The sequence below is a fragment of the Methylocaldum sp. RMAD-M genome (genome assembly GCF_017832375.1).
Taxonomy (GTDB): Bacteria; Pseudomonadota; Gammaproteobacteria; order Methylococcales; family Methylococcaceae; genus Methylocaldum.
In genome coordinates this window covers 86,894-108,173 of sequence record NZ_JAFIBZ010000003.1, presented here as the reverse complement: position 1 = coordinate 108,173, position 21,280 = coordinate 86,894, and the positions used below count along the sequence as shown (strand labels likewise).

The window sequence follows — 21,280 nt, the reverse complement described above, 5'->3', positions numbered from 1 at the left end:
GCTTGATTTGGAAAGGAAACAACCGCACCGCCGCGGTTGAACCGACTTCCGGATGATGCGGCGGCCCTATCGGTCGGTCATGCGTTATGCGGCGGGCGAGCCGGTAGCCGTGGAACCCTCGTGCACGATCAGCACGTCGCACTTCGAATCGGAAAGGATGCGACGCGTCACGCTGCCCAGGAGCATTTCCTCGACGACGTTTTTGCCGTGTTTGCCCATGACGATCAGGTCCGCCCCGAACGATTCCTCCTTGGCGAGAATCAGGCGAGCGGCATCCTCGAGCTCCACGAATCGGAAGAGCCGACGCGAACCCTCGGCCACCTCATCGATCAGGCTGCTGATGCGGCTCATTGCCTCCTGCTGAGCCTGACCGCGGAATCTCTCTATCTCGTCGTCCAGCACGCCGCCCTGCCGAAGCATCCCCTCGAAAGGAACGGCGGAAGCATGGACAACCATGATGTCGGCATTTGGAGCGACCCGCATCGCCATCTTCAGCGCGGCGATGGAGTGGGGGGAGAAATCCACCGGAACCAGTGCACGCCGATAGCTTGCCTCCGGCGGGCGCTTGACGACGAGAACCGGCCGCGTGCACATACGCAACAAACGGTCCGCGGTCGTACCCAGAAACAGTTCGCGCCAACGGTCAGAGCCGTGCGCTCCCAATACCAGCAAATCCGCCTGTTCGGCGGCCGACAGAATCTCGTCCAGCACCGCTCCGATGGCGATTCGGGAAACCGCGGCCATCCGGGTATCCTCCGCGATCCGCGATCCCAGGGCATCCAGCATGCGTTGCGCGTCATCGATCAGCTTCGTCTCGGCGTCGCCGTGCGAGGGAATCAATTCGCGCACGGCCTTCAGGGACGTTTCACTCAAGACATGCAGCAGCTCCAATCGCCCCTGTTGTTCCGCGGCCAGGAAAGCCGCCCGATAGGCGGCGTTAGTGGCATCATCCGAGAAATCGGTTGCTGCCAATATAGTTCTGAACATATCCACGCAGCTCTCCTCTTCGGGTATGCATGGGGATTCCATTCCCGTTTTGGCGGCAGGCAGCGGCGGTGCCTGCTTCTGAATCTGCAGCGCCCCTCGGTCCACGCCGGCCCTCCGAATGGAGCCGTTCGGTCGCCTGCCTGGCGCCGTTGCCGAGAAAAACCGTAGAACGAACCCATACGTCCAGTGTCATCGGCCGCAAGGGAAAAGTTAGGATAAAAACATGCCGAGCTTACACGCACCTTACGGAGCGATTGGCTCACAGCCTGTTTTCCCCGTGGAATGGCGCGGTGTTGTGAAACCGACGACTAGATACACCCAGGCGGCTTGGGCAGTCCCGCGATCATACAGGCGTACTTCAACGGGCTTTCCGGAAACAGCCGGTGCAGATAGCGGGAAGTGCCTTTTTCTTCCCCGAATTCCTTCCGCACCGCCTTGACGAACATGCGGGTGTTGGGGAGATGGTGGAATCTGAGATAGTAGCTGCGGATGAAGCGCACGATCTCCCAATGCGCTTCGGTCAATGCTATGGGTATGCTCGCTGCCAGAGCGGCGGCGACATGCTCGTCCCAGGCGTTCGCATCGGTCAGAAATCCGCTTTCAGTCGTTTCCAGAATCTTGCCGTTCACTTCGATCATGGCTCAAAACCACGACTGGACAAGCCGGCTTTCGACGGTCAAATCGACGAATCCGCCGTAGTCGACGATTCGAATCGTCTCGGCGACCTCGGAAGTTTCCACGCCGCGCGCGTCGAGATCCGGCCCCAAGGCATAAAACCTGACGCGTCCCATAGCCGACTTCAGGACGGCTTCGGAATCCCCGCCCTTCACCGCGGCATAAACCGCATTCTCGATCAGCAACACCGCATCGCCCTTGCCCGCGCGAGCGAGACAATCTTCCAGGGCGCGGCTTTCCTGGGGCGAGCGGTTGACTAGATGCAGAACTGCCATCAGCACGAGATCACAAGGTCATGTTCCGCCGTCAATCCGGCGATGTCCGCTCTTTCCACAACGCGCACGGGGATAACGAGATCCTCAGTCGTCAAATGCCTTCCCCGCAAAGACTCCCGCTCGACAAAAACATCCTCCACATCGTACAAAGCCAAAGCTTCGAACAAGGGAGCGACGGGTTTCAGCCCGTTCGGTTCGAACCTCTGACCCCGTTTGAGCAGAAACACGCCATCGTCCAGCATCAGGAGCCGTACGGCCTGATCGAAGGCGGCGGCGGTCATGGCCATGTCCAGCGATTCCCGGACTCTTGCGCCGTTCCGAGGGGCACTGCGCATCACAAACAAGAATTTTTTTTGCACCGATTCAACCACCAAAGACCAATACCCGATCTGCCTTCAGACAGGCGTCCATCCATTGTCCCAAGCCGCCGATCCGAAAACCGTCCGCCCCGGTTGCCGGCATGCCGCGCCGCTGCGCGGCCGAAACGCACAGCACCAGGTCGATCCCGTGCTTATCGGCGAGATCGGGCCAGGGCGGAACCGAAACTTTGTCCTCCGCCGATAAACCGGATCGCAGCGCGTTATAAACCCCGTCATGGTAAAAGAACACGCACACGATTTCGTGATCTTTATCCAACGCGGCTTTGATAAACTGATAGGCAGTGCGCGCCGATTGAGCGGAACAAGGCCCGGCATTGACCTGAATGGCGTATTTCATCGCGGCGACACCCTTTCGAAAAAACGGTTCATCGAGTAACCGTACACCGTGGACTCATTCACACCCGCGCCGCACACGGCGCTGAAACACCATGAAATTCGACAAACTGCTTGCATCGCTGTTGATTCTCAGCTACGGCTCATTGGCGCTGCAACCCGCCCATGCGCAACTCAACCTGGAGTTGCCCGAAATCGGCGACCCGACCGGAACCCTCATGACGCCGCAGCAGGAGAAGGAACTCGGCGCAGCCTTCTACCGCAAGTTGCACGCCCAGCTCGAAGTCAGCCAAGATCCGGAAGTCAACGATTACATCCAGTCCATAGGGCAGAAACTGGCCGGGTCCAGCGACAACCCCGCGCAAGCGTTTCATTTCTTCGTGGTCAGCGATCCCACGGTCAACGCATTCGCGGGGCCGGGCGGATACATCGGCGTCAACTCCGGACTGATCCTGACCTCGGAAGCCGAGAGCGAACTCGCTTCGGTACTGGCCCACGAAATCGCGCACGTCACGCAGCGGCATCTTTATCAAACGTTCCAGGCCGCCGGCCGCCTGGCGCTGCCCACCGCCGCGGCCATGCTGGCCGCCGTTCTGCTGGGCGCGAAATCCGCGCAACTGGGCCAAGCCGCCTTGATGGCCGCGCAAGCCGCCAATATCCAGTATCAAATCAATTTTACCCGCGACAACGAGGCCGAAGCCGATCGCGTCGGCATGCAGATTTTATCGAAGTCGGACTTCGACCCGCGCGCCATGCCGACGTTCTTCGAAAGAATGCAGCAATCCACCCGCTTCGTCGGCCGAGAATTGCCGGAGTTCCTGCTGACCCACCCGGTGACCGTGTCCCGTATCTCGGATACGCGGGGACGCGCGGAACAGTTTCCGTATCGGCAATATCCGGATTCTTTCGCCTATCAGCTCGTCCGCGCCAAGCTGCGGGTGCAGACCGCCGCCCGCCCGCAGGACGCGCTGAATTATTTCAAGGCGGTCAGCGGCCAGGGCACCAAGCTGCAACAGGATGTTTCCGCCTACGGTTTAGCCTTGGCACTGATCGCCAACGCGCGTGCCGGGGAAGCCAAACCGATCCTGCAGCGGCTAATGGAGATTTATCCCGATCAGTCCCATTTCGCCAATGCGCTGGCCAGCGCCGAACGGGAGACCAAGAATTACCCGCGCGCGATCCAGCTTTACGAATCGGCCCTGCAACGCTTTCCGGAAAACCGGGCGCTGACGCTCAACTATGTCCGCACGCTGCTCACCACCGGCAAAGCGGAACAGGCGCGCAAGCTGCTGCAGAACTACGCCCGCCGCCATCCGCCTACTCCGGAAGTCTACAACCTGCTGGCGCAAGCCTATAGCCAGCTCGGGAACGATGCCGAATCGCACCGCTATGTCGCCGAATCCTATTACGCCTCGGGCCAGAACCGCGCCGCCATACTGCAACTTCGGCTAGCCAGAAAAACGGCCGGCGACAATTTTTATCTGAATTCCGTCATCGACGAGCGCTTGAAGCAGCTGCTCGCCGAAGAGGAAGAGCGCAGAAAGCAGTGAGGCATAGAAACCGCAGCGGCCGGAGTTTATTCCAGATCCTGCACGCCACGCTCGATTTCGCCGTGCTTTCGAAGCTGCCGCTTGAGGATCTTGCCCGCGGCGTTTTTCGGTAACTCCGGCTGAAAGACGATCTTGCGGGGAATTTGATGCCGCCCGAGGTGCTCCCTGCAGAAAGCGCGGACTTCGCTTTCCGTGATCGGCTTGGACTCGTCTATCGCGATATACGCGACCGGAATTTCGCCGTGCAAATCGTGCGGCTCCCCGACCACCGCGGCCTCGCGGATCGGCGGAAAGCGGTATAGCACCTCCTCGATCATGCGTGGATAAACGTTCATGCCGTTGACGATGATCAGATCCTTCTTGCGATCGACGATGCTGAAATAGCCGTCTTCGTCCCGCGTACCGAGATCGCCGGTCAGAAGCCATTCGCCGCGAAACACTTCCCGGGTCGCGTCCGGCTGCATCCAATAGCCCTTCATCACGTTGGCACCGCGTACGGCAATCTCGCCGACTTCGCCGCACGGCAACTCGCGCCCGTCTTCGTCGACGATTTTCATCTCGACTCCGGGAACCGGCAAACCCACCGTTCCCGGTTTGATGAGGCCGTCGATCGGATTCACGCAGGTTACCGGGGAACATTCTGTCGGTCCGTCGCCCTCGTAGATCCTGATGCCGAATTTTTCTTCGAAGCGCCGCAACACGTCGACCGGAAGCGCAGCGCCGCCGGAAACGCAATAGCGTATGGAGGAAAGGAGCGGCGCACGCTCGTCTTTGAGTCGCAACAGTACCGAATACATGCTGGGCACGCCGAGAAAAATCGTGGCTCGGCTGGCATGGATCGCGTCGACGACCTGATCGGGCTCGAATCGCGGCAGGGGAATGAACGCACAGCCGTTGGTCAGGGGCGTGAGCATGCCGACGGTTGCCGCGAATGCGTGAAACATCGGAAGAACCAGCAGCACGACATCCTGCCCCGGACGCCAGTGCATGGCTTCGCGGACGCTGCGCGTGTTGGCGACCAGATTGCCGTGGGTCAGCATCGCCCCCTTGGGACGGCCGGTGGTTCCCGAGGTGTAGAGGATGACGACCAGATCCTCTTGCGGGTCGCAATCGATATTCGGTACCGGCGCGTCGGATCTTAGAAAAGCATCGAACGCCTCGGCGCCTTCGACTTCTCCGCCGATGGATACGCGAAACTCGATTCCCGGCGCAGCCTGAAGCGCGGATTCCGCCTGTTTCGAAAAGGCTTGATGGAAAATCAAGCCCTTGGCGCCGGAATCGTTGAGAATGAAGCCGATTTCTTCCGTGTTCAGCAGCAAATTGATCGGAACGACCGTGGCCCCGGCTTTCACGATGCCGGTATAGGCAATGGCGAATTCCGCCGAATTGGGGCAGTAAAGGGCAATCCTGTCCCCTTTGACCACGTCTCGGGCCGCCAGGGCCGCCGCCACGCGATCCGATCGGTTGCCTATGGTGGCATGATCGATGACCTGAGAGCCCTGGATTACCGCGGGCCGATCAGGATAAAGCCGGGCGCTCTCCCGGAGTGCATGGATCAATGACGACATCCTGGCACCTTCTCGTCGGTTTATGCCCTCGTCAGGGCAGCAAAAACGGAAAAAATAATCCCGCCGGGCTAGAGGCACAACGGCGGGATTATTTTATTTGACCGATTGCTTACTTAATTGACGACTCTGTGTCCCCGATTACGGAGGCAATTGATGTAAGACCGCTTGTATTGATCGTCGCCCGAGACCCCGCTGTAACCAGCGCCGCCGAGGCCGCCCGCGGCAGCGCCGATCGCGGCACCGCCGCCGGGATTGCCAGCGACAGCGCCGACCGCGGCGCCCGTTGCGGCACCTAGCAATGCGCCTGCAGCAGCACCCTTCGCCGCTTCCGTTCCGGTACTGCCCGCTTGGCGAGCGAGCATTTTGCACTCTTCCATATCCTGCTGCAGCCGATAGGCATTCGGATCGTTATACGTGTCCACCACAGGCTCCCATCCGGTGTAGGTTGCGCAACCGCTCAGAATCAACACGGTGCAAAGAAATACAGGTAGCTTTTTGACCATAAGTCGTTTCACTCGTATAGGACGTTAATCGATATCTCAGCAACAGTATCCGGAACACAGGTACTGAATTGCTCTGCCTACTATAGCAAACTCACTCTGCTCAATCCGCAGGAATACGTATCGTAATGTTTCCGACCGTCATTCAACCCAGAATGGCTTCGCCACGGGCCAAATTCGGGAGCTGGCCGCCCAAGCCCATCGCGTATCGCATGACCAATTTCTTGGCCGGCGTGATTCGCTCCGCCAAACCCAGCCCCAGATTCCGAATGAATCGGAGCGGACGGTTCGCGTTTCCGAACACGCGATAGAACAGGTCCATCGTCGTCATCATGACCAGGTTGTTGCTGCGGCGCATGCTTTCGTAAGTTTGCAGCACATGGGCTGCGCCGATGTCCTGGCCATTCTTGTGAGCGCCGACCAGCACCTGCGCCAGCGCCGCAGCGTCCAGAAGACCGATGTTGACGCCCTGCCCCGCCAGCGGATGAATCATGTGGGCCGCATCGCCGATCAAAGCCACGCCCTCTTTACTGTAACTCAAGGCATGCTGACGCTTGAGCGGGAAGCTGCCTTTCGCCTCGATACGCTTGATCTCGCCCAGAGCCGAGGGGAACGCAGCGATAAGCTCCCGGAGCAGCGCGTCATCCGGCAAAGCCTTCAGGCGTTTGATGTCCTCCGGCGCCTCGTACCAGACGAGAGATGCATGAGGCCCGTCCAGCGGCAGGAAAGCCTGGGGTCCCTTGGGGGTAAAGCGTTGCCAAGTGATGTCCTGCTGGCTGTATGCGGTTTCCACCGTCAGCACCAGGGCGTGCTGCTCGTAATCCCAACCGCTTACTCCCATGCCGGCCACTTGCCGCACCCGGGAATAGCCGCCATCCGCGGCAACCAACAAGCGCGCCGACAAGACGCGGCCGTCGTCCAATTCGACGGTCGAGCCTTGCGGCCCGTAATCGATCATTTTGGTTCTGGCGGGACAAAGAAAATCGATATTGGAAAATTCGACCAGGCGGTCGAGTAAAGCCAGCTGGATTACCCGGTTCTCGACGATATAGCCCAAGACCGGCTCATCGATGTCCTCGCTCCGAAACTCGACATCGCCCGACTCTTCCCATACCCGCATCCTCCGGAACGGGCAAAACCGGCGCGAAGCGATGCCTTTCCATGCGCCCACGGTTTTGAGAATGCTGGCGGACGCGATGCTGATCGCGGACACGCGAAGATCGTGGGGCTGCTCCGACGCAAACGCCGGCGGCGGGGCATCCTCGATCACGGCAACTCGCAGACTGCTTCCTCCGAGGCCACACCCCAAAGCGGCACCGACCATGCCGCCGCCCACAACGATCACGTCATATTTTTCGGTCATTCTCTATTCCTCATGCTTGGCTTGGCGCGCATGTTCAACCACGCTGCGAAACCGCCTCGAATTTCCGGCCATAAAGTAAAGGTAACCGGGCTCGGCAAGCAATACCGGCTTTGTCTCGCCGGCTCGGGGGCGGACGGTCGGGCGGCGAGCGGGTCCATTCTCTATCGAAACAAGTCGTTTCACCACCTTATTCACAACAAACACTGAGTGCGCAAGCTTGGCGCCCTTGAAAAGACCGGCCGGATTCTTTATATTTCTTGCCCATTTTGGCTAAATGGGCGGCCTCACGTCGCCATTTCGGATATTTCAAAACCAACTGCGAACACGAATTCTTGACTGTCGCGGCGGTCCATTACTGGAGCCGCAATATTCTCTTGTAAACCGCGAACCGGCAAACGACAGACCACACCCCTGACAGAGGTACACCATGAGTTTCAATGCCATACCCGCCAAGCAAGGTCTATACGACCCGCGCAACGAACACGACGCTTGCGGCGTAGGTTTCATCGCTCACATCAAAGGCCATAAGAGCCACGACATCGTCTGCAAGGGGCTGGAAATTTTAAGAAACCTGACTCACCGCGGAGCGGTTGGTGCCGATCCGTTGGCGGGCGACGGGGCCGGTATTCTCATTCAAATACCGGATGCTTTTCTCCGCGACGAATGCTCCGCACTCGGGATCGCCCTTCCGGATTACGGTCACTATGGCGTCGGCATGCTGTTTCTGCCGCGCAATCCGGAACATCGCGCGACCTGCGAACAAATCGTCGAAGATTTCATTCGCACCGAAGGCCAAACCGTTCTCGGCTGGCGCGATGTTCCGGTAGACAACTCGACGCTCGGGGAATCGGTCAAGACAATCGAACCCGTGATTCGCCAGGTTTTCGTGGGGCGGGCGGAAAGTTGCCGGGATCAGGACGCGTTCGAGCGCAAGCTGTTCGTCATCCGCAAGCAGATCGACAAGAAGATTCGTGCCTTGAATCTCGAGGAAGGCAAGATGTTCTACATCCCTTCCTTCTCGTCCCGCACTTTGGTTTACAAGGGCATGCTGCTCGCCGATCAGGTCGGCGTGTTTTACCGCGACCTCCGCAACGAGCAAATGGTGTCGGCGCTTGCCCTGGTGCACCAGCGGTTCTCCACCAACACCTTCCCGACCTGGGATCTGGCCCATCCTTTCCGAATGATCGCCCACAACGGCGAAATCAACACCTTGCGCGGCAACATCAATTGGATGGCCGCTCGACGCCATTCGATGTCGTCCGAAGTTCTGGGCGAAGATCTCGACAAGATCTGGCCGCTGATCGCCGACGGCAAGTCCGATTCCGCCAGCTTCGACAATGCGCTGGAGCTTCTGGTCATGGGGGGCTATTCGCTGGTCCACGCCATGATGCTGCTGATCCCGGAAGCGTGGGCCGGCAATCCCTTGATGGACGAAAAACTCCGCGCCTTCTACGAATACTACTCGGCCCTGATGGAACCCTGGGATGGTCCGGCCGCCGTGGCCTTTACAGACGGACGGCAGATCGGCGCCACGCTCGACCGTAACGGCCTGCGTCCGGCGCGCTATCTCATCACCGACGACGACACCGTGGTGATGGCCTCCGAGATGGGCGTGCTGACCATTCCGGAACACAAGATCGTCAAGAAATGGCGTTTGCAGCCCGGCAAGATGTTCCTGATCGACCTCGAACAGGGCCGCATCATCGACGATGCCGAAATCAAATCGGAACTGGCCAATCGCGAGCCGTATCAGCAGTGGCTCAACGATACCCAGATTCAATTGGAAAAGCTGCCGGCCGAAATCGCCGCGATGCCGCCCGACTCGGAGACCCTGCTCGATCGGCAGCAGGCTTTCGGCTACACCCAGGAAGACATCAAGTTTTTCCTGACCCCCATGGCCTTGAGCGGTCAGGAACCGGTCGGCTCCATGGGCATCGATGCGGCGCTCGCGGTGCTCTCCAAGCGTTCGCGATTGCTCTACGACTATTTCAAGCAGGGTTTCGCGCAAGTTACCAACCCGGCCATCGACCCGATCCGCGAAGAACTGGTCATGTCGCTGGTGTCCCACATCGGCCCGCGGCCGAACTTGCTGGCGCTCCACAATGGCGGCAGCCACAAGCGGCTGGAAGTGCATCAGCCGATCCTGACCAATAAGGATCTGGAAAAAATCCGCCGTATCGAGGCCCGCACCGGAGGCGCGTTCAAGACCAAAACCATCAGTTTCTGCTACTCGGCCGATACCGGCGCCGGCGGCATGGAACCGGCGTTGAAAGCCTTGTGCGCACGGGCCGAACAGGCGGTGCACGAGGGCAACAATATCCTGGTGCTGTCCGATCGGGAGATCGACGCGGAGCACATCGCGATTCCGGCCCTCCTGGCCACCTCCGCGGTCCATTACCACCTGACCCGGACGGGCCTTCGCACCAAGGTCGGCCTGGTTGTGGAAACCGGCGAAGCGCGCGAGGTACACCATTTCGCGCTGCTGGCGGGCTACGGCGCCGAAGCCGTCAATCCGTATCTGGCTTTCGACAGCCTGTCCGATCTGCGCGAGAAGCTGCCGGAACAGCTGTCCGAAGACGAGGTGCACAAGCGCTATATCAAGGCCATCGGCAAAGCCCTGCTCAAGATCATGTCCAAGATGGGCATCTCGACCTATCAGTCGTATTGCGGCGCTCAAATCTTCAATGCCGTGGGCTTGAGCGAAGAGTTCCTGGACGAATATTTCACCGGCACCGTCTGCACGATCGGCGGCGCGGGACTCCGAGAAATCGCCGAGGAAACCGTGCGCCGGCATCGTGTAGCTTTCAGCGATGCCCCGCTGTACCGGAATGCCCTGGACGTAGGCGGCGAATACGCCTACCGCGTTCGCGGCGAAGATCATGTGTGGACTCCGGAGACCATTTCCAAGCTGCAGCACGCCACACGCACCAACAGCTGGGAAACCTATGTGGACTACACCCGCTCGATCAACGAGCAGAGCGAACGTTTGCTCACGCTGCGCGGCTTGATGGACTTCAAGTTCGACGAACGGGAGTCGGTACCGCTGGATGAAGTGGAACCGGTCGCGGAAATCGTCAAACGCTTCGCCACCGGCGCCATGTCGTTCGGCTCGATTTCATACGAAGCCCATACCACGCTGGCGATCGCCATGAACCGCATCGGTGGCAAATCCAATACCGGCGAGGGCGGCGAATTGCCGGAACGCTTCAAACCTTTGCCCAACGGCGACTCCATGCGCTCGGCCATCAAGCAGGTAGCATCGGGCCGCTTCGGCGTGACGACCGAATATCTGGTCAATGCCGACGATCTGCAAATCAAGATTTCGCAGGGCGCCAAGCCCGGCGAAGGCGGCCAGCTGCCCGGCCACAAGGTGGATGCCATCATCGCCAAGGTGAGGCACTCCACGCCAGGGGTCGGTCTCATTTCCCCGCCGCCGCACCACGACATCTACTCGATTGAGGATCTGGCGCAGCTTATCCACGATCTTAAAAACGTTAACCCGGCCGCGCGCATCAGCGTCAAGCTGGTGTCCGAAGTCGGCGTCGGCACGATCGCCGCGGGCGTTGCCAAGGCTCATGCCGATCACGTCACCATCGCCGGCTACGACGGCGGCACCGGCGCCAGCCCGATCACCTCGATCAAGCACGCGGGGCTCCCTTGGGAAATCGGCTTGGCCGAGACCCACCAGACTCTCGTATTGAACAAGCTGCGCGGGCGCATCTGCGTGCAGGCGGACGGCGGCATGCGCACCGGGCGCGACGTCGTGATCGGCGCGCTTTTGGGCGCGGACGAATTCGGCTTCGCCACGGCACCGCTGATCGTCGAAGGCTGCATCATGATGCGCAAATGCCATCTGAACACCTGCCCGGTAGGCGTCGCAACCCAGGACCCGGAACTCCGCAAGCGCTTCACCGGACAGCCGGAGCATGTCGTCAATTTCTTCTTCTTCATCGCCGAGGAAGTGCGCCAGCTTATGGCAAAACTTGGTTTCCGCCGGTTCGAGGAAATGATCGGGCGCTCCGACAAGCTCGATATGCGCAAGGCCATAGCCCACTGGAAAGCGGCCAAGGTCGATCTGTCCAGGATTTTGTACCGGCCGGAGCCCGGTGAGGGCGTGGCCATCTCCAATTGCGAACCGCAGGATCATGGCCTGGACAAGGCACTGGATCACAAGCTGATCGAACTGGCCCGCCCCGCACTCGACGAACGCAAGCCGGTCCGCATTGAAATGGGCGTGCGCAACTACAACCGCACGGTCGGCGCCATGCTGTCCGGCGAATTGGCGAAGCGTTACGGCCATACCGGTCTGCCCGAAGATACCATTTACATACGGATGAAAGGCACGGCCGGGCAAAGCTTCGGTGCTTTTCTGTCGGCCGGCATCACTCTGGAACTTGAGGGCGACGGGAACGATTACGTGGGCAAAGGGCTATCGGGTGGGCGCATCGCCATCTATCCGTCCCCGGAATCTCCGGTGGTGCCCGAGGAAAACATCATCGTCGGCAATACCGTGCTGTACGGCGCCATCAGCGGCGAATGCTATTTCCGCGGCGTCGCGGGAGAACGCTTCGCGGTGCGGAACTCCGGCGCCATCGCCGTCGTCGAAGGCGTCGGCGATCACGGCTGCGAATACATGACCGGCGGCGTCGTCGTGGTTCTGGGCTCGACCGGCCGTAACTTCGCTGCGGGCATGTCGGGCGGTGTCGCCTACGTGCTCGACGAAACCGGCGATTTCGAGCATCGGTGCAACCTGGCCATGGTCGAACTGGAACCGGTTTTGGCCGAGGACATCGCCCTGGAAAATCTCGATCACCAGGGCGGCGATCTGGAAACCCACGGAATGGTGGACATCATGCATGACATGACCCGTCACGACGTTCAGCGCCTGCGAACCCTGATCGAAAAGCACCGCCGTTACACGGGCAGTGGACGAGCGAAGCAGATTCTCGAGAACTGGTCGGCTTACGCGCCGCGTTTCGTCAAGGTCATGCCGGTCGATTACCGTCAGGCGCTCGAAAAAATGCAGAAGACAAAAACGCAGACCGAAGTTCACCACTAGACGCGGGGGGCGTGGCGTAAACGCGCCCCTCGCCGACCCGGACCGATCGGAAAAATGGAAGGCACTTCGGCAAACAAGACCCCGAGGTCTAGAGCTTTCTCGTGCAATAAAGCACAGTAACGAGGTAGAAACAGAATGGGCAAACCCACGGGATTCATGGAAATCTCACGTCAGGACAGACGCTACAAGCTGGTGGCGGACCGTCTCCAGCACTACCAGGAATTCGTCGTCCCGCTGACCGAAGAGGAAGTCAGCCGTCAAGGCGCGCGCTGCATGGATTGCGGCATTCCCTATTGTCATCAGGGCTGCCCGGTCAATAACATCATCCCCGACTGGAACGACCTCGTTTATCAAGGAAATTGGCGTGAAGCCATCGAGGTACTGCACAGCACCAACAACTTTCCGGAGTTCACCGGCCGTATCTGTCCGGCGCCGTGCGAAGCGGCCTGCACGCTGAATCTGACCGACGAACCGGTCACGATCAAAACTATCGAGTGCTCCATCATCGACAAAGCTTGGGAGATGGGCTGGGTCAAGCCGCTGATACCCCAGCATCGAACCGGCAAAAAGGTGGCGGTAGTGGGTTCCGGTCCCGCCGGTCTTGCCTGCGCGCAACAATTGGCCCGCGTCGGCCACAGTGTCGTGGTTTATGAAAAGGCCGACCGCATCGGCGGACTGCTGCGCTACGGCATACCCGATTTCAAGATGGAAAAGCATCTGATCGACCGACGCATCGCGCAAATGCAAGCTGAAGGCGTGGTGTTCCGCCCCAATAGCCATATCGGCCGAGACGTTCCGGTTCAAAAGCTGCTCGACAACTACGATGCCGTCATATTGGCCGGCGGCGCGGAAAAACCGCGCGATCTGAACGTACCGGGCCGCGAGCTCAACGGTGTTCACTTCGCGATGGAATTTCTGCCTCAGCAGAACCGCCGCGTGGCCGGAGATACGCTTTCCGACGACACCAGCATCTGGGCGACGGGCAAGCATGTCATCGTGATCGGCGGCGGCGATACCGGTTCCGACTGTATCGGCACCTCGGCTCGGCACGGTGCAGCCTCCATCACCCAGTTGGAAATTCTGCCGAAGCCTCCGGAAAAGGAGAAAAAAGAGGTCACCTGGCCGAATTGGCCCAACAAGCTGCGCACGTCCAGCTCCCACGAAGAAGGCTGCGAACGTTTCTGGAGCGTCGCCACGAAGTCGATCGAAGGGGAAGACGGTCGCGTTACCCAAATCCGCTGCGTCAAGCTCGAGTGGAAGCAAGAGGGCGGACGCTGGGTTATGAACGAAATCCCCGGCAGCGAATTCACCTTGAAAGCGGACCTGGTACTGCTTGCCATGGGCTTCGTCCATCCGGTGCACGAGGGCATGCTCCAGGATCTCGGCGTGACTCTCGACGAACGGGGCAACGTCAAGGCCAATACCATAGACTATCGCAGCTCGATGGATAAGGTTTTCACCGCCGGCGATATGCGCCGCGGCCAGTCGTTGGTCGTCTGGGCCATCCGCGAAGGCCGCCAGTGCGCCCGAGCCGTCGACGAATACCTGATGGGACACTCGGATCTCCCTCGGTAAGTTCCTCCTCTCAGCCGCCGATTCATGTGTTTGATGAGTCGGCGGCTTGTCGACCAGGCGTCGAACCGCGGCGGGGTACACCCAGCCTTGTATGCCTGCCAAACTCAGCCCAGTTTTTCTCACGGCATCGCGTCAGTCCCGCAGGCCGGATTACGTGGAACCGGCCGGAAGTGCCGCCGTCCAACTGCAATTGATCGCGCAATCCCGCCGACTCATTCCGCCGTCCGTGGCACACTGTGCAAGATCGATTTGTCCCAATATTCAGCAGCTAAAGGACAATCGCACAAACCGCAAACCGTGGAGCACGTCATGGCAAAACCATCGTTCACCCCCGAGGAATTGGAGCAACTGCGCTGGGCGTATCAGCATCTGGAACACCCCTCCTTCGCCGCGCGCCTAAGCAACGTGATCGGCACGCCGATCGAACAAACGCTCAAACTATTGCCGAAGAGCTGGCACCAACGAGTCAATAGAGCAGCCGAATTTAGTATCCGTCAGGCTATGAGCATGGCGGTAAAGACTCTCGACGCGCGCGCGGTTTCCGGAGCGCGTGACACCTACCACAAGTTTGCGGCATTCACAGCCGGAGCCGTCGGCGGCTTTTTCGGTCCAGTAGGGTTGACGGTCGAGTTACCGGTCATAACCTTGCTGATGCTGCGTTCGATTGCCGATATCGCGCGCAGCGAGGGCGAGGACTTGGATACGCTCGACGCGCGCCTCGCTTGCGTGGAGGTGTTCGCCTTGGGAGGGCGATCGACTGAAGACGATGCAACCGATACCGGCTACTATGGGTTGCGATCCACATTGGCTTTCCATTTCGCCGGTGTTGCCAATTATGGCGGAGCCTCCGGCCTCAACGTTCCTGCCGGCGTCGAGTTGATTCGCGGAATTTCCGCCCGTTTCGGCGTCGTCATTTCGGACGAGGTCGCCGTGCAGATGGTGCCGGTAGCCGGCGCCGTCAGCGGCGGCCTGTTGAACCTCGTATTCATGCAACACTTTCAGGACGTGGCACGCGGTCATTTCACCCTGCGCCGTTTGGAACGAAAATACAAGCCGGACGTTGTGCGGAAGGAATACCAGCGGATTCAAAAAGACGAAATTGAATCGATCAAGGGATTTAGCCACTTGGAAGGATGGTGAATGGATCGTGCGGGGCTCCACTTCGAACCTTATTAGGGCCTGGCGCTTTTATCTCGCTTCATCTTCTCAAAGCTCGCCATAAAACAGATAAACGATCAGCGTCATGCCGAGCAGAACGACGACCAGATTCGCGAGTATCCCCAGACCGGCCCGATAACCGCGCGGAATCTCCACGGGCTTCAGCGTTTTCAGGACCTTTCGATACTGAATCGTGGACAGTATCGCAATGACGACTCCGAAAAACACAAAAGCGATGCCGAGCCAGAACGAAATGCCTTTTTGCAAGGGCTCGCCGGGTTTCGAAAAAACCAGATGCACGAATAAACCGAAGCGCTCGATCACAAATCCGAACGCCATCCAGGCCAAGCTGGTCCGGTTCCAGGCGAGAAGAGTGCGCTCCGCCGCAAAAAATACGCGCGGGTCATTAAGCTCGGACATTCGGATAGTCTAGCGGTAATTTTGTCGAATGGATTAAACGATACGGCCACAACTGGCTCGGTCACATTGCGAAACGTACATCGGCCAGCGACCGGCGCAAGCGGTGGCTTCCCACATAAAGTGCTCAGTGTGACATTCCCGGCGCATTTGTGACAGAATTGCAAGTTTAATTAACCACGGAGTCCATGACATGCGCGTGATCCTTCTCGGAAGCCCCGGGTCCGGAAAAGGCACTCAAGCCAAAGCCATAATGGAAAAATTCAACATTCCGCAGATCTCGACGGGCGACATGCTGCGCGCTGCCGTGAGAGAAGGCACGCCATTGGGTCTCGAAGCGAAGAAGGTCATGGACTCGGGCGCCCTGGTCTCGGATGAAATCATCCTGGGACTGATCAAGGAACGCATTGCCCAGGACGATTGCAAGAACGGTTTTTTGTTCGACGGATTCCCCCGAACCATCGCTCAGGCGGAAGGGCTCGCGGAGATGGGCGTCGATATCGACCATGTCATCGAAATCGTGGTGGACGATGAGGAAATCGTCAAGCGCATGAGCGGTCGGCGCGTCCATCCTGCTTCCGGACGCACATATCATGTCATCTTCAATCCGCCCAAGGTCGAGGGACTGGACGATGTCACCGGCGAACCCCTGATTCAACGGGACGACGACAAAGAAGAAACCGTGCGCAGGCGTCTTGAGGTTTATCACGAACAGACCAAGCCATTGGTCGGCTATTACAAGCAAAAGGCCGAACAGGAAGCCGTCAAATTCTCCAGCATTGACGGCGTCGGCAGCGTTGAAGCCATTCGCGATAAGATTTTTTCGCTGTTGGAATAACTTCGGTTTATCGGACAAACCCCAACATCCATGGGAAGCCGCCCCTGAGTAATTAGCTGGAGCGCAGCATTCCCCGTGTAAAACCCGCCACTCATAAGAGCCCATGGCCGCCAAAACCCTTTATGACAAATTATGGGACGATCACGTGGTTTACTCCGAACCGGACGGATCGACTCTCATTTACATCGATCGCCATTTGATTCACGAGGTAACCTCGCCGCAGGCCTTCGAAGGGCTGAGGCTCGCGGGCCGTAAGCCCTGGCGGGTTACAGCCAATCTGGCGACGGCCGATCACAACGTGCCGACGGCCGAACGCGAACATGGCCTCAGCGACCCCATTTCACGGCTTCAGGTCGAAACGCTGGACCGGAACTGCGCCGACTTCGGCATTACCGAATTCGGCATGAACGACGATCGCCAAGGCATCGTCCACGTGATCGGCCCCGAACAGGGTGCGACCCTGCCCGGCACGACCATCGTCTGCGGCGATTCCCATACCTCGACGCACGGAGCCTTCGGCGCTCTCGCCTTCGGCATCGGCACATCCGAAGTGGAGCATGTGCTGGCCACGCAATGCCTGGTTCAGAAAAAAGCCAAGAACATGTTGGTCAAGGTGGAAGGGAAGCTCGGCCAAGGCGTCACGGCCAAGGACATCGTACTGGCCGTGATCGGCAGAATCGGCACCGCCGGCGGCACCGGATATACCATCGAATTCGCAGGATCGGCGATCCGCAGCCTATCGATGGAAGGACGCATGACCGTGTGCAACATGGCAATTGAGGCCGGAGCCCGAGCTGGACTGGTGGCCGTCGACGAGGTGACGATCGCTTATCTGAAAGACCGGCCTTATGCTCCGAAAGGGAATTTGTGGGACAAGGCGGTGGCGGCTTGGCGGCAACTTCGAAGCGACAAGGGTGCCGTATTCGACAAAGTGGTCGAGATCGATGCCGCCGCTATCAACCCCCAGGTCACCTGGGGCACTTCGCCCGAGTTGGTATTGCCCATCGATGCCGCGATACCCGACCCTGAACGGGAGCCGGACCCCGTGAAACGTGAAAGCATGAAGCGCGCCCTGCAATACATGGATTTGAAGCCCGGCACGGCCATAACCGATATTCGCATAGACAAGATTTTCATCGGTTCATGCACCAACGCCCGGATCGAGGACTTGCGCACTGCCGCCGAGGTGGTCCGCGGCCATAAGCTCGCGAGCAACATCAAGCAGGCCCTGGTGGTTCCCGGATCGGGCTTGGTGAAACGCCAGGCGGAACAGGAGGGCCTCGACCGAATTTTCCGGGAGGCAGGTTTCGAATGGCGAGACCCCGGATGCTCCATGTGCCTCGCGATGAATGCCGATCGCCTGGAACCGGGCGAGCGCTGCGCGTCCACATCGAACCGCAACTTCGAAGGACGCCAGGGCTACGGTGGCCGCACCCATCTGGTGAGTCCCGCCATGGCGGCGGCGGCCGGTATCTACGGGCATTTTGTCGACATCCGTCAACTGCCGTTGATGCCGTCTCCCGCAAGCGAACCCAAAAAAGCACCGGCCAAGAAAGCGCCGGCGAAAACCGCCGCCGCATCGAGGACGAAATCGGCTGCTGCCGTAAAAACGTCCAAACCCGCCCCTACGACCCGAAATCAGTCTGCGCGAAAGAGGAAATCCGAGCAATGAAAGCTTTTCGCCGTTTCGCGTCCAGAGTCGCCCCTTTGGACCGCGCCAACATCGACACCGACGCGATCATTCCTAAACAATTCCTGAAATCCATTCGCCGCAGTGGTTTCGGTCCCTATCTATTCGACGAGTGGCGCTACCTGGATCGCGGCGAACCCGACATGGATTGCTCGTATCGCCCTTTGAACCCGGATTTCGTGCTCAATCAACCGTGCTACTTCAGGGCGCGAATTCTGTTGACGCGCGAGAATTTCGGCTGCGGCTCGTCGCGCGAACATGCGCCCTGGGCTCTGGCAGATTATGGTTTCCGCGTAATCATAGCCCCGAGCTTTGCCGATATTTTCTACAACAACTGCTTCAAGAACGGCATTCTGCCCATCGTGCTCGATGCCGAAATCGTCGACCGCCTTTTCGAGCAAGCGGGTCCCGGCGTCGATCTCACCGTAGATCTGGAAACACAGACGATCGCCACCCATTATGGCGACAAAATCCATTTCGAAATCGATCCTTCGCGGAAATACCGCCTGCTCAACGGCCTGGACGACATCGGCCTAACCCTTCAGCATGCCGACAAGATCCGGGCTTACGAAGCGAGCCGCCGCCAAACCGCGCCTTGGCTGTTCCCGGAATACGCTTAGTTTCTAAAAAACAAAGAGAGACTCATCAATCGCATGACCAAGAAGATCGCAGTGCTGCCCGGCGACGGCATCGGCCCGGAAATCGTCGCCGAGGCATTAAAGGTGCTTGACTGCCTGAGACAGGAATTCGGGCTTGACATTGAAACTGAAGACGCTTTGATCGGCGGTGCCGCATACGACGCCAAAGGCACGCCGTTTCCGGAAGAAACCCTGACCCTGGCGAAAGCGGCCGATTCCGTGCTTTTGGGCGCGGTCGGGGGTCCGAAATGGGAACCGCTGGACTATTCGGTGCGACCGGAACGCGGCCTTCTGGGAATACGTGCCGAATTGGAACTGTTCGCGAATCTTCGCCCAGCGATTCTCTATCCCCAGTTGGTCGCCGCTTCGACGCTGAAACCGGAAGTGGTCTCGGGACTCGATATCATGATCATCCGCGAACTGACCGGCGGCATCTACTTCGGCAAACCGCGGGGCCGCCGCATCAATGAAAAGGGCGAACGGGAAGGCTTCAACACCTTGATTTACAGCGAATCGGAGATCCGCCGCATCGCCCATATCGCGTTCCAGATCGCTCAAAAGCGCAACAAACGGCTGTGCTCCATCGACAAAGCCAACGTGCTGGAGTGCACCGAACTGTGGCGCGAGATCGTGATCGAGGTCGGCCGCGAGTATCCGGACGTCCAGCTCAGCCATATGTACGTCGATAACGCCGCGATGCAGCTGGTGCGCGCGCCCAAGCAGTTCGACGTCATGCTGACCGACAATATGTTCGGCGATATCCTTTCGGACTGTGCCGCCATGCTGACCGGTTCCATCGGCATGCTGCCTTCGGCGTCGCTCGACAAAAACGGCAAGGGCATGTACGAGCCCATTCACGGTTCGGCACCGGACATCGCCGGCAAGGGCGTTGCCAACCCCATCGCCACCGTACTGTCGCTGGCCATGATGCTGCGTTACAGTTTCAACGATGCCGCCTCCGCAGACCGGATCGAAAACGCGGTGATAGCCGCTTTGGACGCAGGCTACCGAACCGCCGATATCTACTCCGAAGGCATGAAGAAGGTCGGAACCGCCGATATGGGCGATGCCATCGTATCCGCTTTACGATCATTGAACCGCTAATCCCGAACGAGTTTCCCCATGAGCAAGACTTACGATATTGCAGTATTGGGCGCCACCGGCGCGGTGGGCGAGACCATGCTGTCCATCCTGGAGGAGCGCAACTTTCCCGTTGGCCAGGTGTATGCCCTGGCCAGCGCACGCTCCGCCGGCCAGCGCGTGGAATTCAAAGGCGGCTATCTCACCGTGCAGGATGTGGCCGAGTTCGATTTTTCCAAGGCACAGATCGGCCTGTTTTCCGCAGGCGCATCGGTTTCCGCCGTTTACGCCCCTAAAGCTGCGGCAGCCGGCTGCGTGGTCGTGGACAACACCTCCTGTTTCCGCTACGAGACGGATATCCCCTTGGTCGTGCCGGAAGTCAATCCGGAGGCCATCGGGCAGTACAAGCCCCGGGGAATCATCGCCAATCCGAATTGCTCCACGATTCAGATGCTGGTCGCTTTGAAGCCGATCTACGATGCTGTCGGCATCGAGCGAATCAACGTCTGCACCTATCAGGCGGTATCCGGAACCGGAAAAAAGGCCATCGAGGAACTCGGCAAGCAAACCGCTTTATTGCTTAACGGCAAACCGATCAACCCCGAAGTCTATCCGAAGCAGATCGCTTTCAACGCCATCCCCCAGATCGACGTCTTCATGGATAACGGCTACACCAAGGAAGAGATGAAGATGGTATGGGAAACCCGCAAAATCATGGGCGACGACAGTATCCAGGTAAACCCGACTACGGTGCGGGTACCCGTATTTTACGGCCACTCCGAGGCGGTCCATATCGAGACTCGGGAAAAAATCACCGCTGCGCATGCGCGGGAATTGCTCAGCCGTGCTCCGGGAGTGGCGGTGATCGACGAACACAAGCCCGGCGGCTATCCGACTGCGGTTACCGACGCAGCCGGGCACGATGCCGTTTATGTCGGACGCATCCGCGAAGACATTTCCCACCCGCGAGGTTTGGATCTTTGGGTCGTAGCCGACAACGTACGAAAAGGCGCGGCGCTCAACAGCGTACAAATCGCCGAGGTGCTGGCAAAAACATACATCTAGGCTAAGCTTTCCTTCAGCAATCTAGGCAGCTCCCGCCACCATGAATGGCGGGAACGATTGGACAAAGGAGCGGCAATAAGTGCGTAAGTTATCAAAAACCTTGGCGATGATGAGTCTACTGGCCCCGAT

The 21,280-nt window shown here is 59.1% G+C and carries 18 protein-coding genes; 9 read left to right on the top strand and 9 right to left on the bottom strand.

Features of this window, described 5'->3' with window-relative positions; genetic code table 11:
- Positions 1-84: 84 nt before the first annotated feature.
- The 5 genes from JOD69_RS04190 to tusD form a co-directional block, all read right to left on the bottom strand.
- Positions 85-987: a universal stress protein gene (locus JOD69_RS04190; RefSeq protein WP_168175366.1), complete on the bottom strand. Its 903-nt coding sequence runs from the start codon at positions 985-987 to the stop codon at positions 85-87.
- 308 nt (positions 988-1,295) lie between these two features.
- Positions 1,296-1,625, bottom strand: a complete 330-nt coding sequence (locus tag JOD69_RS04185) for a TusE/DsrC/DsvC family sulfur relay protein (protein WP_086135445.1) — start codon at positions 1,623-1,625, stop codon at positions 1,296-1,298.
- A gap of 3 nt (positions 1,626-1,628) precedes the next feature.
- Positions 1,629-1,937 carry a sulfurtransferase complex subunit TusB gene (tusB, locus tag JOD69_RS04180; protein WP_086135444.1) on the bottom strand — a complete coding sequence of 103 codons (309 nt, stop codon included), beginning with the start codon at positions 1,935-1,937 and terminating at the stop codon, positions 1,629-1,631.
- Positions 1,937-2,272 carry a DsrE family protein gene (locus tag JOD69_RS04175; RefSeq protein WP_156879453.1) on the bottom strand — a complete coding sequence of 112 codons (336 nt, stop codon included), beginning with the start codon at positions 2,270-2,272 and terminating at the stop codon, positions 1,937-1,939. Before JOD69_RS04175 ends, tusB begins: the two co-directional genes overlap by 1 nt.
- Positions 2,273-2,300: 28 nt before the next feature.
- Positions 2,301-2,654 (bottom strand): sulfurtransferase complex subunit TusD, encoded by a 354-nt coding sequence (gene tusD / locus JOD69_RS04170; protein ID WP_086135443.1) that lies wholly within the window; start codon positions 2,652-2,654, stop codon positions 2,301-2,303.
- 91 nt (positions 2,655-2,745) lie between these two features.
- Between tusD and JOD69_RS04165 the strand changes: the two genes are divergently transcribed.
- Positions 2,746-4,200 (top strand): M48 family metalloprotease, encoded by a 1,455-nt coding sequence (locus JOD69_RS04165; RefSeq protein WP_077729193.1) that lies wholly within the window; start codon positions 2,746-2,748, stop codon positions 4,198-4,200.
- A gap of 26 nt (positions 4,201-4,226) precedes the next feature.
- On the opposite strand, the gene JOD69_RS04160 is transcribed toward JOD69_RS04165, so the two are convergent.
- From JOD69_RS04160 to JOD69_RS04150, 3 genes are all read right to left on the bottom strand, one after another.
- Positions 4,227-5,768, bottom strand: coding sequence for a long-chain fatty acid--CoA ligase (locus tag JOD69_RS04160; RefSeq protein ID WP_077729194.1), 1,542 nt, complete (start codon positions 5,766-5,768; stop codon positions 4,227-4,229).
- 113 nt (positions 5,769-5,881) lie between these two features.
- Positions 5,882-6,271: a glycine zipper family protein gene (locus tag JOD69_RS04155; protein ID WP_086135442.1), complete on the bottom strand. Its 390-nt coding sequence runs from the start codon at positions 6,269-6,271 to the stop codon at positions 5,882-5,884.
- 142 nt (positions 6,272-6,413) lie between these two features.
- On the bottom strand, positions 6,414-7,631 hold the full coding sequence (locus JOD69_RS04150) for a UbiH/UbiF/VisC/COQ6 family ubiquinone biosynthesis hydroxylase (protein WP_086135441.1): 1,218 nt from the start codon (positions 7,629-7,631) through the stop codon (positions 6,414-6,416).
- Positions 7,632-8,058: 427 nt separating this feature from the next.
- Between JOD69_RS04150 and gltB the strand changes: the two genes are divergently transcribed.
- The 3 genes from gltB to JOD69_RS04135 all read left to right on the top strand — a co-directional run bounded on the left by gltB (position 8,059) and on the right by JOD69_RS04135 (position 15,405).
- Positions 8,059-12,690 (top strand): glutamate synthase large subunit, encoded by a 4,632-nt coding sequence (gene gltB, locus JOD69_RS04145; protein WP_086135440.1) that lies wholly within the window; start codon positions 8,059-8,061, stop codon positions 12,688-12,690.
- Positions 12,691-12,825: 135 nt separating this feature from the next.
- Positions 12,826-14,265 carry a glutamate synthase subunit beta gene (locus tag JOD69_RS04140; RefSeq protein ID WP_077729198.1) on the top strand — a complete coding sequence of 480 codons (1,440 nt, stop codon included), beginning with the start codon at positions 12,826-12,828 and terminating at the stop codon, positions 14,263-14,265.
- A 309-nt stretch (positions 14,266-14,574) separates the two neighbouring features.
- Positions 14,575-15,405, top strand: a complete 831-nt coding sequence (locus tag JOD69_RS04135) for an EcsC family protein (protein WP_077729199.1) — start codon at positions 14,575-14,577, stop codon at positions 15,403-15,405.
- Between the two features lie 66 nt (positions 15,406-15,471).
- On the opposite strand, the gene JOD69_RS04130 is transcribed toward JOD69_RS04135, so the two are convergent.
- Entirely contained in the window at positions 15,472-15,843 is a 372-nt protein-coding gene (locus JOD69_RS04130; RefSeq protein WP_077729200.1) for a DUF202 domain-containing protein, read from the bottom strand.
- Positions 15,844-16,033: 190 nt separating this feature from the next.
- Here JOD69_RS04130 and adk point away from each other — a divergent pair, with 190 nt between their 5' ends.
- The 5 genes from adk (at position 16,034) to JOD69_RS04105 (ending at position 21,151) form a co-directional block, all read left to right on the top strand.
- Positions 16,034-16,678, top strand: coding sequence for an adenylate kinase (gene adk, locus JOD69_RS04125; RefSeq protein ID WP_077729201.1), 645 nt, complete (start codon positions 16,034-16,036; stop codon positions 16,676-16,678).
- Positions 16,679-16,781: 103 nt separating this feature from the next.
- Positions 16,782-18,350 carry a 3-isopropylmalate dehydratase large subunit gene (leuC, locus tag JOD69_RS04120; protein ID WP_086135439.1) on the top strand — a complete coding sequence of 523 codons (1,569 nt, stop codon included), beginning with the start codon at positions 16,782-16,784 and terminating at the stop codon, positions 18,348-18,350.
- Entirely contained in the window at positions 18,347-18,988 is a 642-nt protein-coding gene (gene leuD / locus JOD69_RS04115) for a 3-isopropylmalate dehydratase small subunit (protein WP_077729203.1), read from the top strand. Before leuC ends, leuD begins: the two co-directional genes overlap by 4 nt.
- A 33-nt stretch (positions 18,989-19,021) precedes the next feature.
- On the top strand, positions 19,022-20,110 hold the full coding sequence (gene leuB / locus JOD69_RS04110) for a 3-isopropylmalate dehydrogenase (protein ID WP_077729204.1): 1,089 nt from the start codon (positions 19,022-19,024) through the stop codon (positions 20,108-20,110).
- Between the two features lie 18 nt (positions 20,111-20,128).
- Complete coding sequence (locus tag JOD69_RS04105) at positions 20,129-21,151, top strand: aspartate-semialdehyde dehydrogenase (RefSeq protein ID WP_086135438.1); 1,023 nt, start codon at positions 20,129-20,131, stop codon at positions 21,149-21,151.
- Positions 21,152-21,280 lie beyond the last annotated feature (129 nt).

Coding starts and splice junctions, on each gene's coding strand:
- JOD69_RS04160 (WP_077729194.1), bottom strand. CDS start 5,768: ATGTCGTCATTGATCCATGCACTCCGGGAGAGCGCCCGGCTTTATCCT.
- tusB (WP_086135444.1), bottom strand. CDS start 1,937: ATGGCAGTTCTGCATCTAGTCAACCGCTCGCCCCAGGAAAGCCGCGCC.
- JOD69_RS04175 (WP_156879453.1), bottom strand. CDS start 2,272: ATGCGCAGTGCCCCTCGGAACGGCGCAAGAGTCCGGGAATCGCTGGAC.
- JOD69_RS04190 (WP_168175366.1), bottom strand. CDS start 987: ATGTTCAGAACTATATTGGCAGCAACCGATTTCTCGGATGATGCCACT.
- JOD69_RS04150 (WP_086135441.1), bottom strand. CDS start 7,631: ATGACCGAAAAATATGACGTGATCGTTGTGGGCGGCGGCATGGTCGGT.
- leuD (WP_077729203.1), top strand. CDS start 18,347: ATGAAAGCTTTTCGCCGTTTCGCGTCCAGAGTCGCCCCTTTGGACCGC.
- JOD69_RS04155 (WP_086135442.1), bottom strand. CDS start 6,271: ATGGTCAAAAAGCTACCTGTATTTCTTTGCACCGTGTTGATTCTGAGC.
- adk (WP_077729201.1), top strand. CDS start 16,034: ATGCGCGTGATCCTTCTCGGAAGCCCCGGGTCCGGAAAAGGCACTCAA.
- JOD69_RS04130 (WP_077729200.1), bottom strand. CDS start 15,843: ATGTCCGAGCTTAATGACCCGCGCGTATTTTTTGCGGCGGAGCGCACT.
- gltB (WP_086135440.1), top strand. CDS start 8,059: ATGAGTTTCAATGCCATACCCGCCAAGCAAGGTCTATACGACCCGCGC.
- JOD69_RS04140 (WP_077729198.1), top strand. CDS start 12,826: ATGGGCAAACCCACGGGATTCATGGAAATCTCACGTCAGGACAGACGC.
- JOD69_RS04135 (WP_077729199.1), top strand. CDS start 14,575: ATGGCAAAACCATCGTTCACCCCCGAGGAATTGGAGCAACTGCGCTGG.
- JOD69_RS04185 (WP_086135445.1), bottom strand. CDS start 1,625: ATGATCGAAGTGAACGGCAAGATTCTGGAAACGACTGAAAGCGGATTT.
- leuC (WP_086135439.1), top strand. CDS start 16,782: ATGGCCGCCAAAACCCTTTATGACAAATTATGGGACGATCACGTGGTT.
- JOD69_RS04105 (WP_086135438.1), top strand. CDS start 20,129: ATGAGCAAGACTTACGATATTGCAGTATTGGGCGCCACCGGCGCGGTG.
- tusD (WP_086135443.1), bottom strand. CDS start 2,654: ATGAAATACGCCATTCAGGTCAATGCCGGGCCTTGTTCCGCTCAATCG.
- JOD69_RS04165 (WP_077729193.1), top strand. CDS start 2,746: ATGAAATTCGACAAACTGCTTGCATCGCTGTTGATTCTCAGCTACGGC.
- leuB (WP_077729204.1), top strand. CDS start 19,022: ATGACCAAGAAGATCGCAGTGCTGCCCGGCGACGGCATCGGCCCGGAA.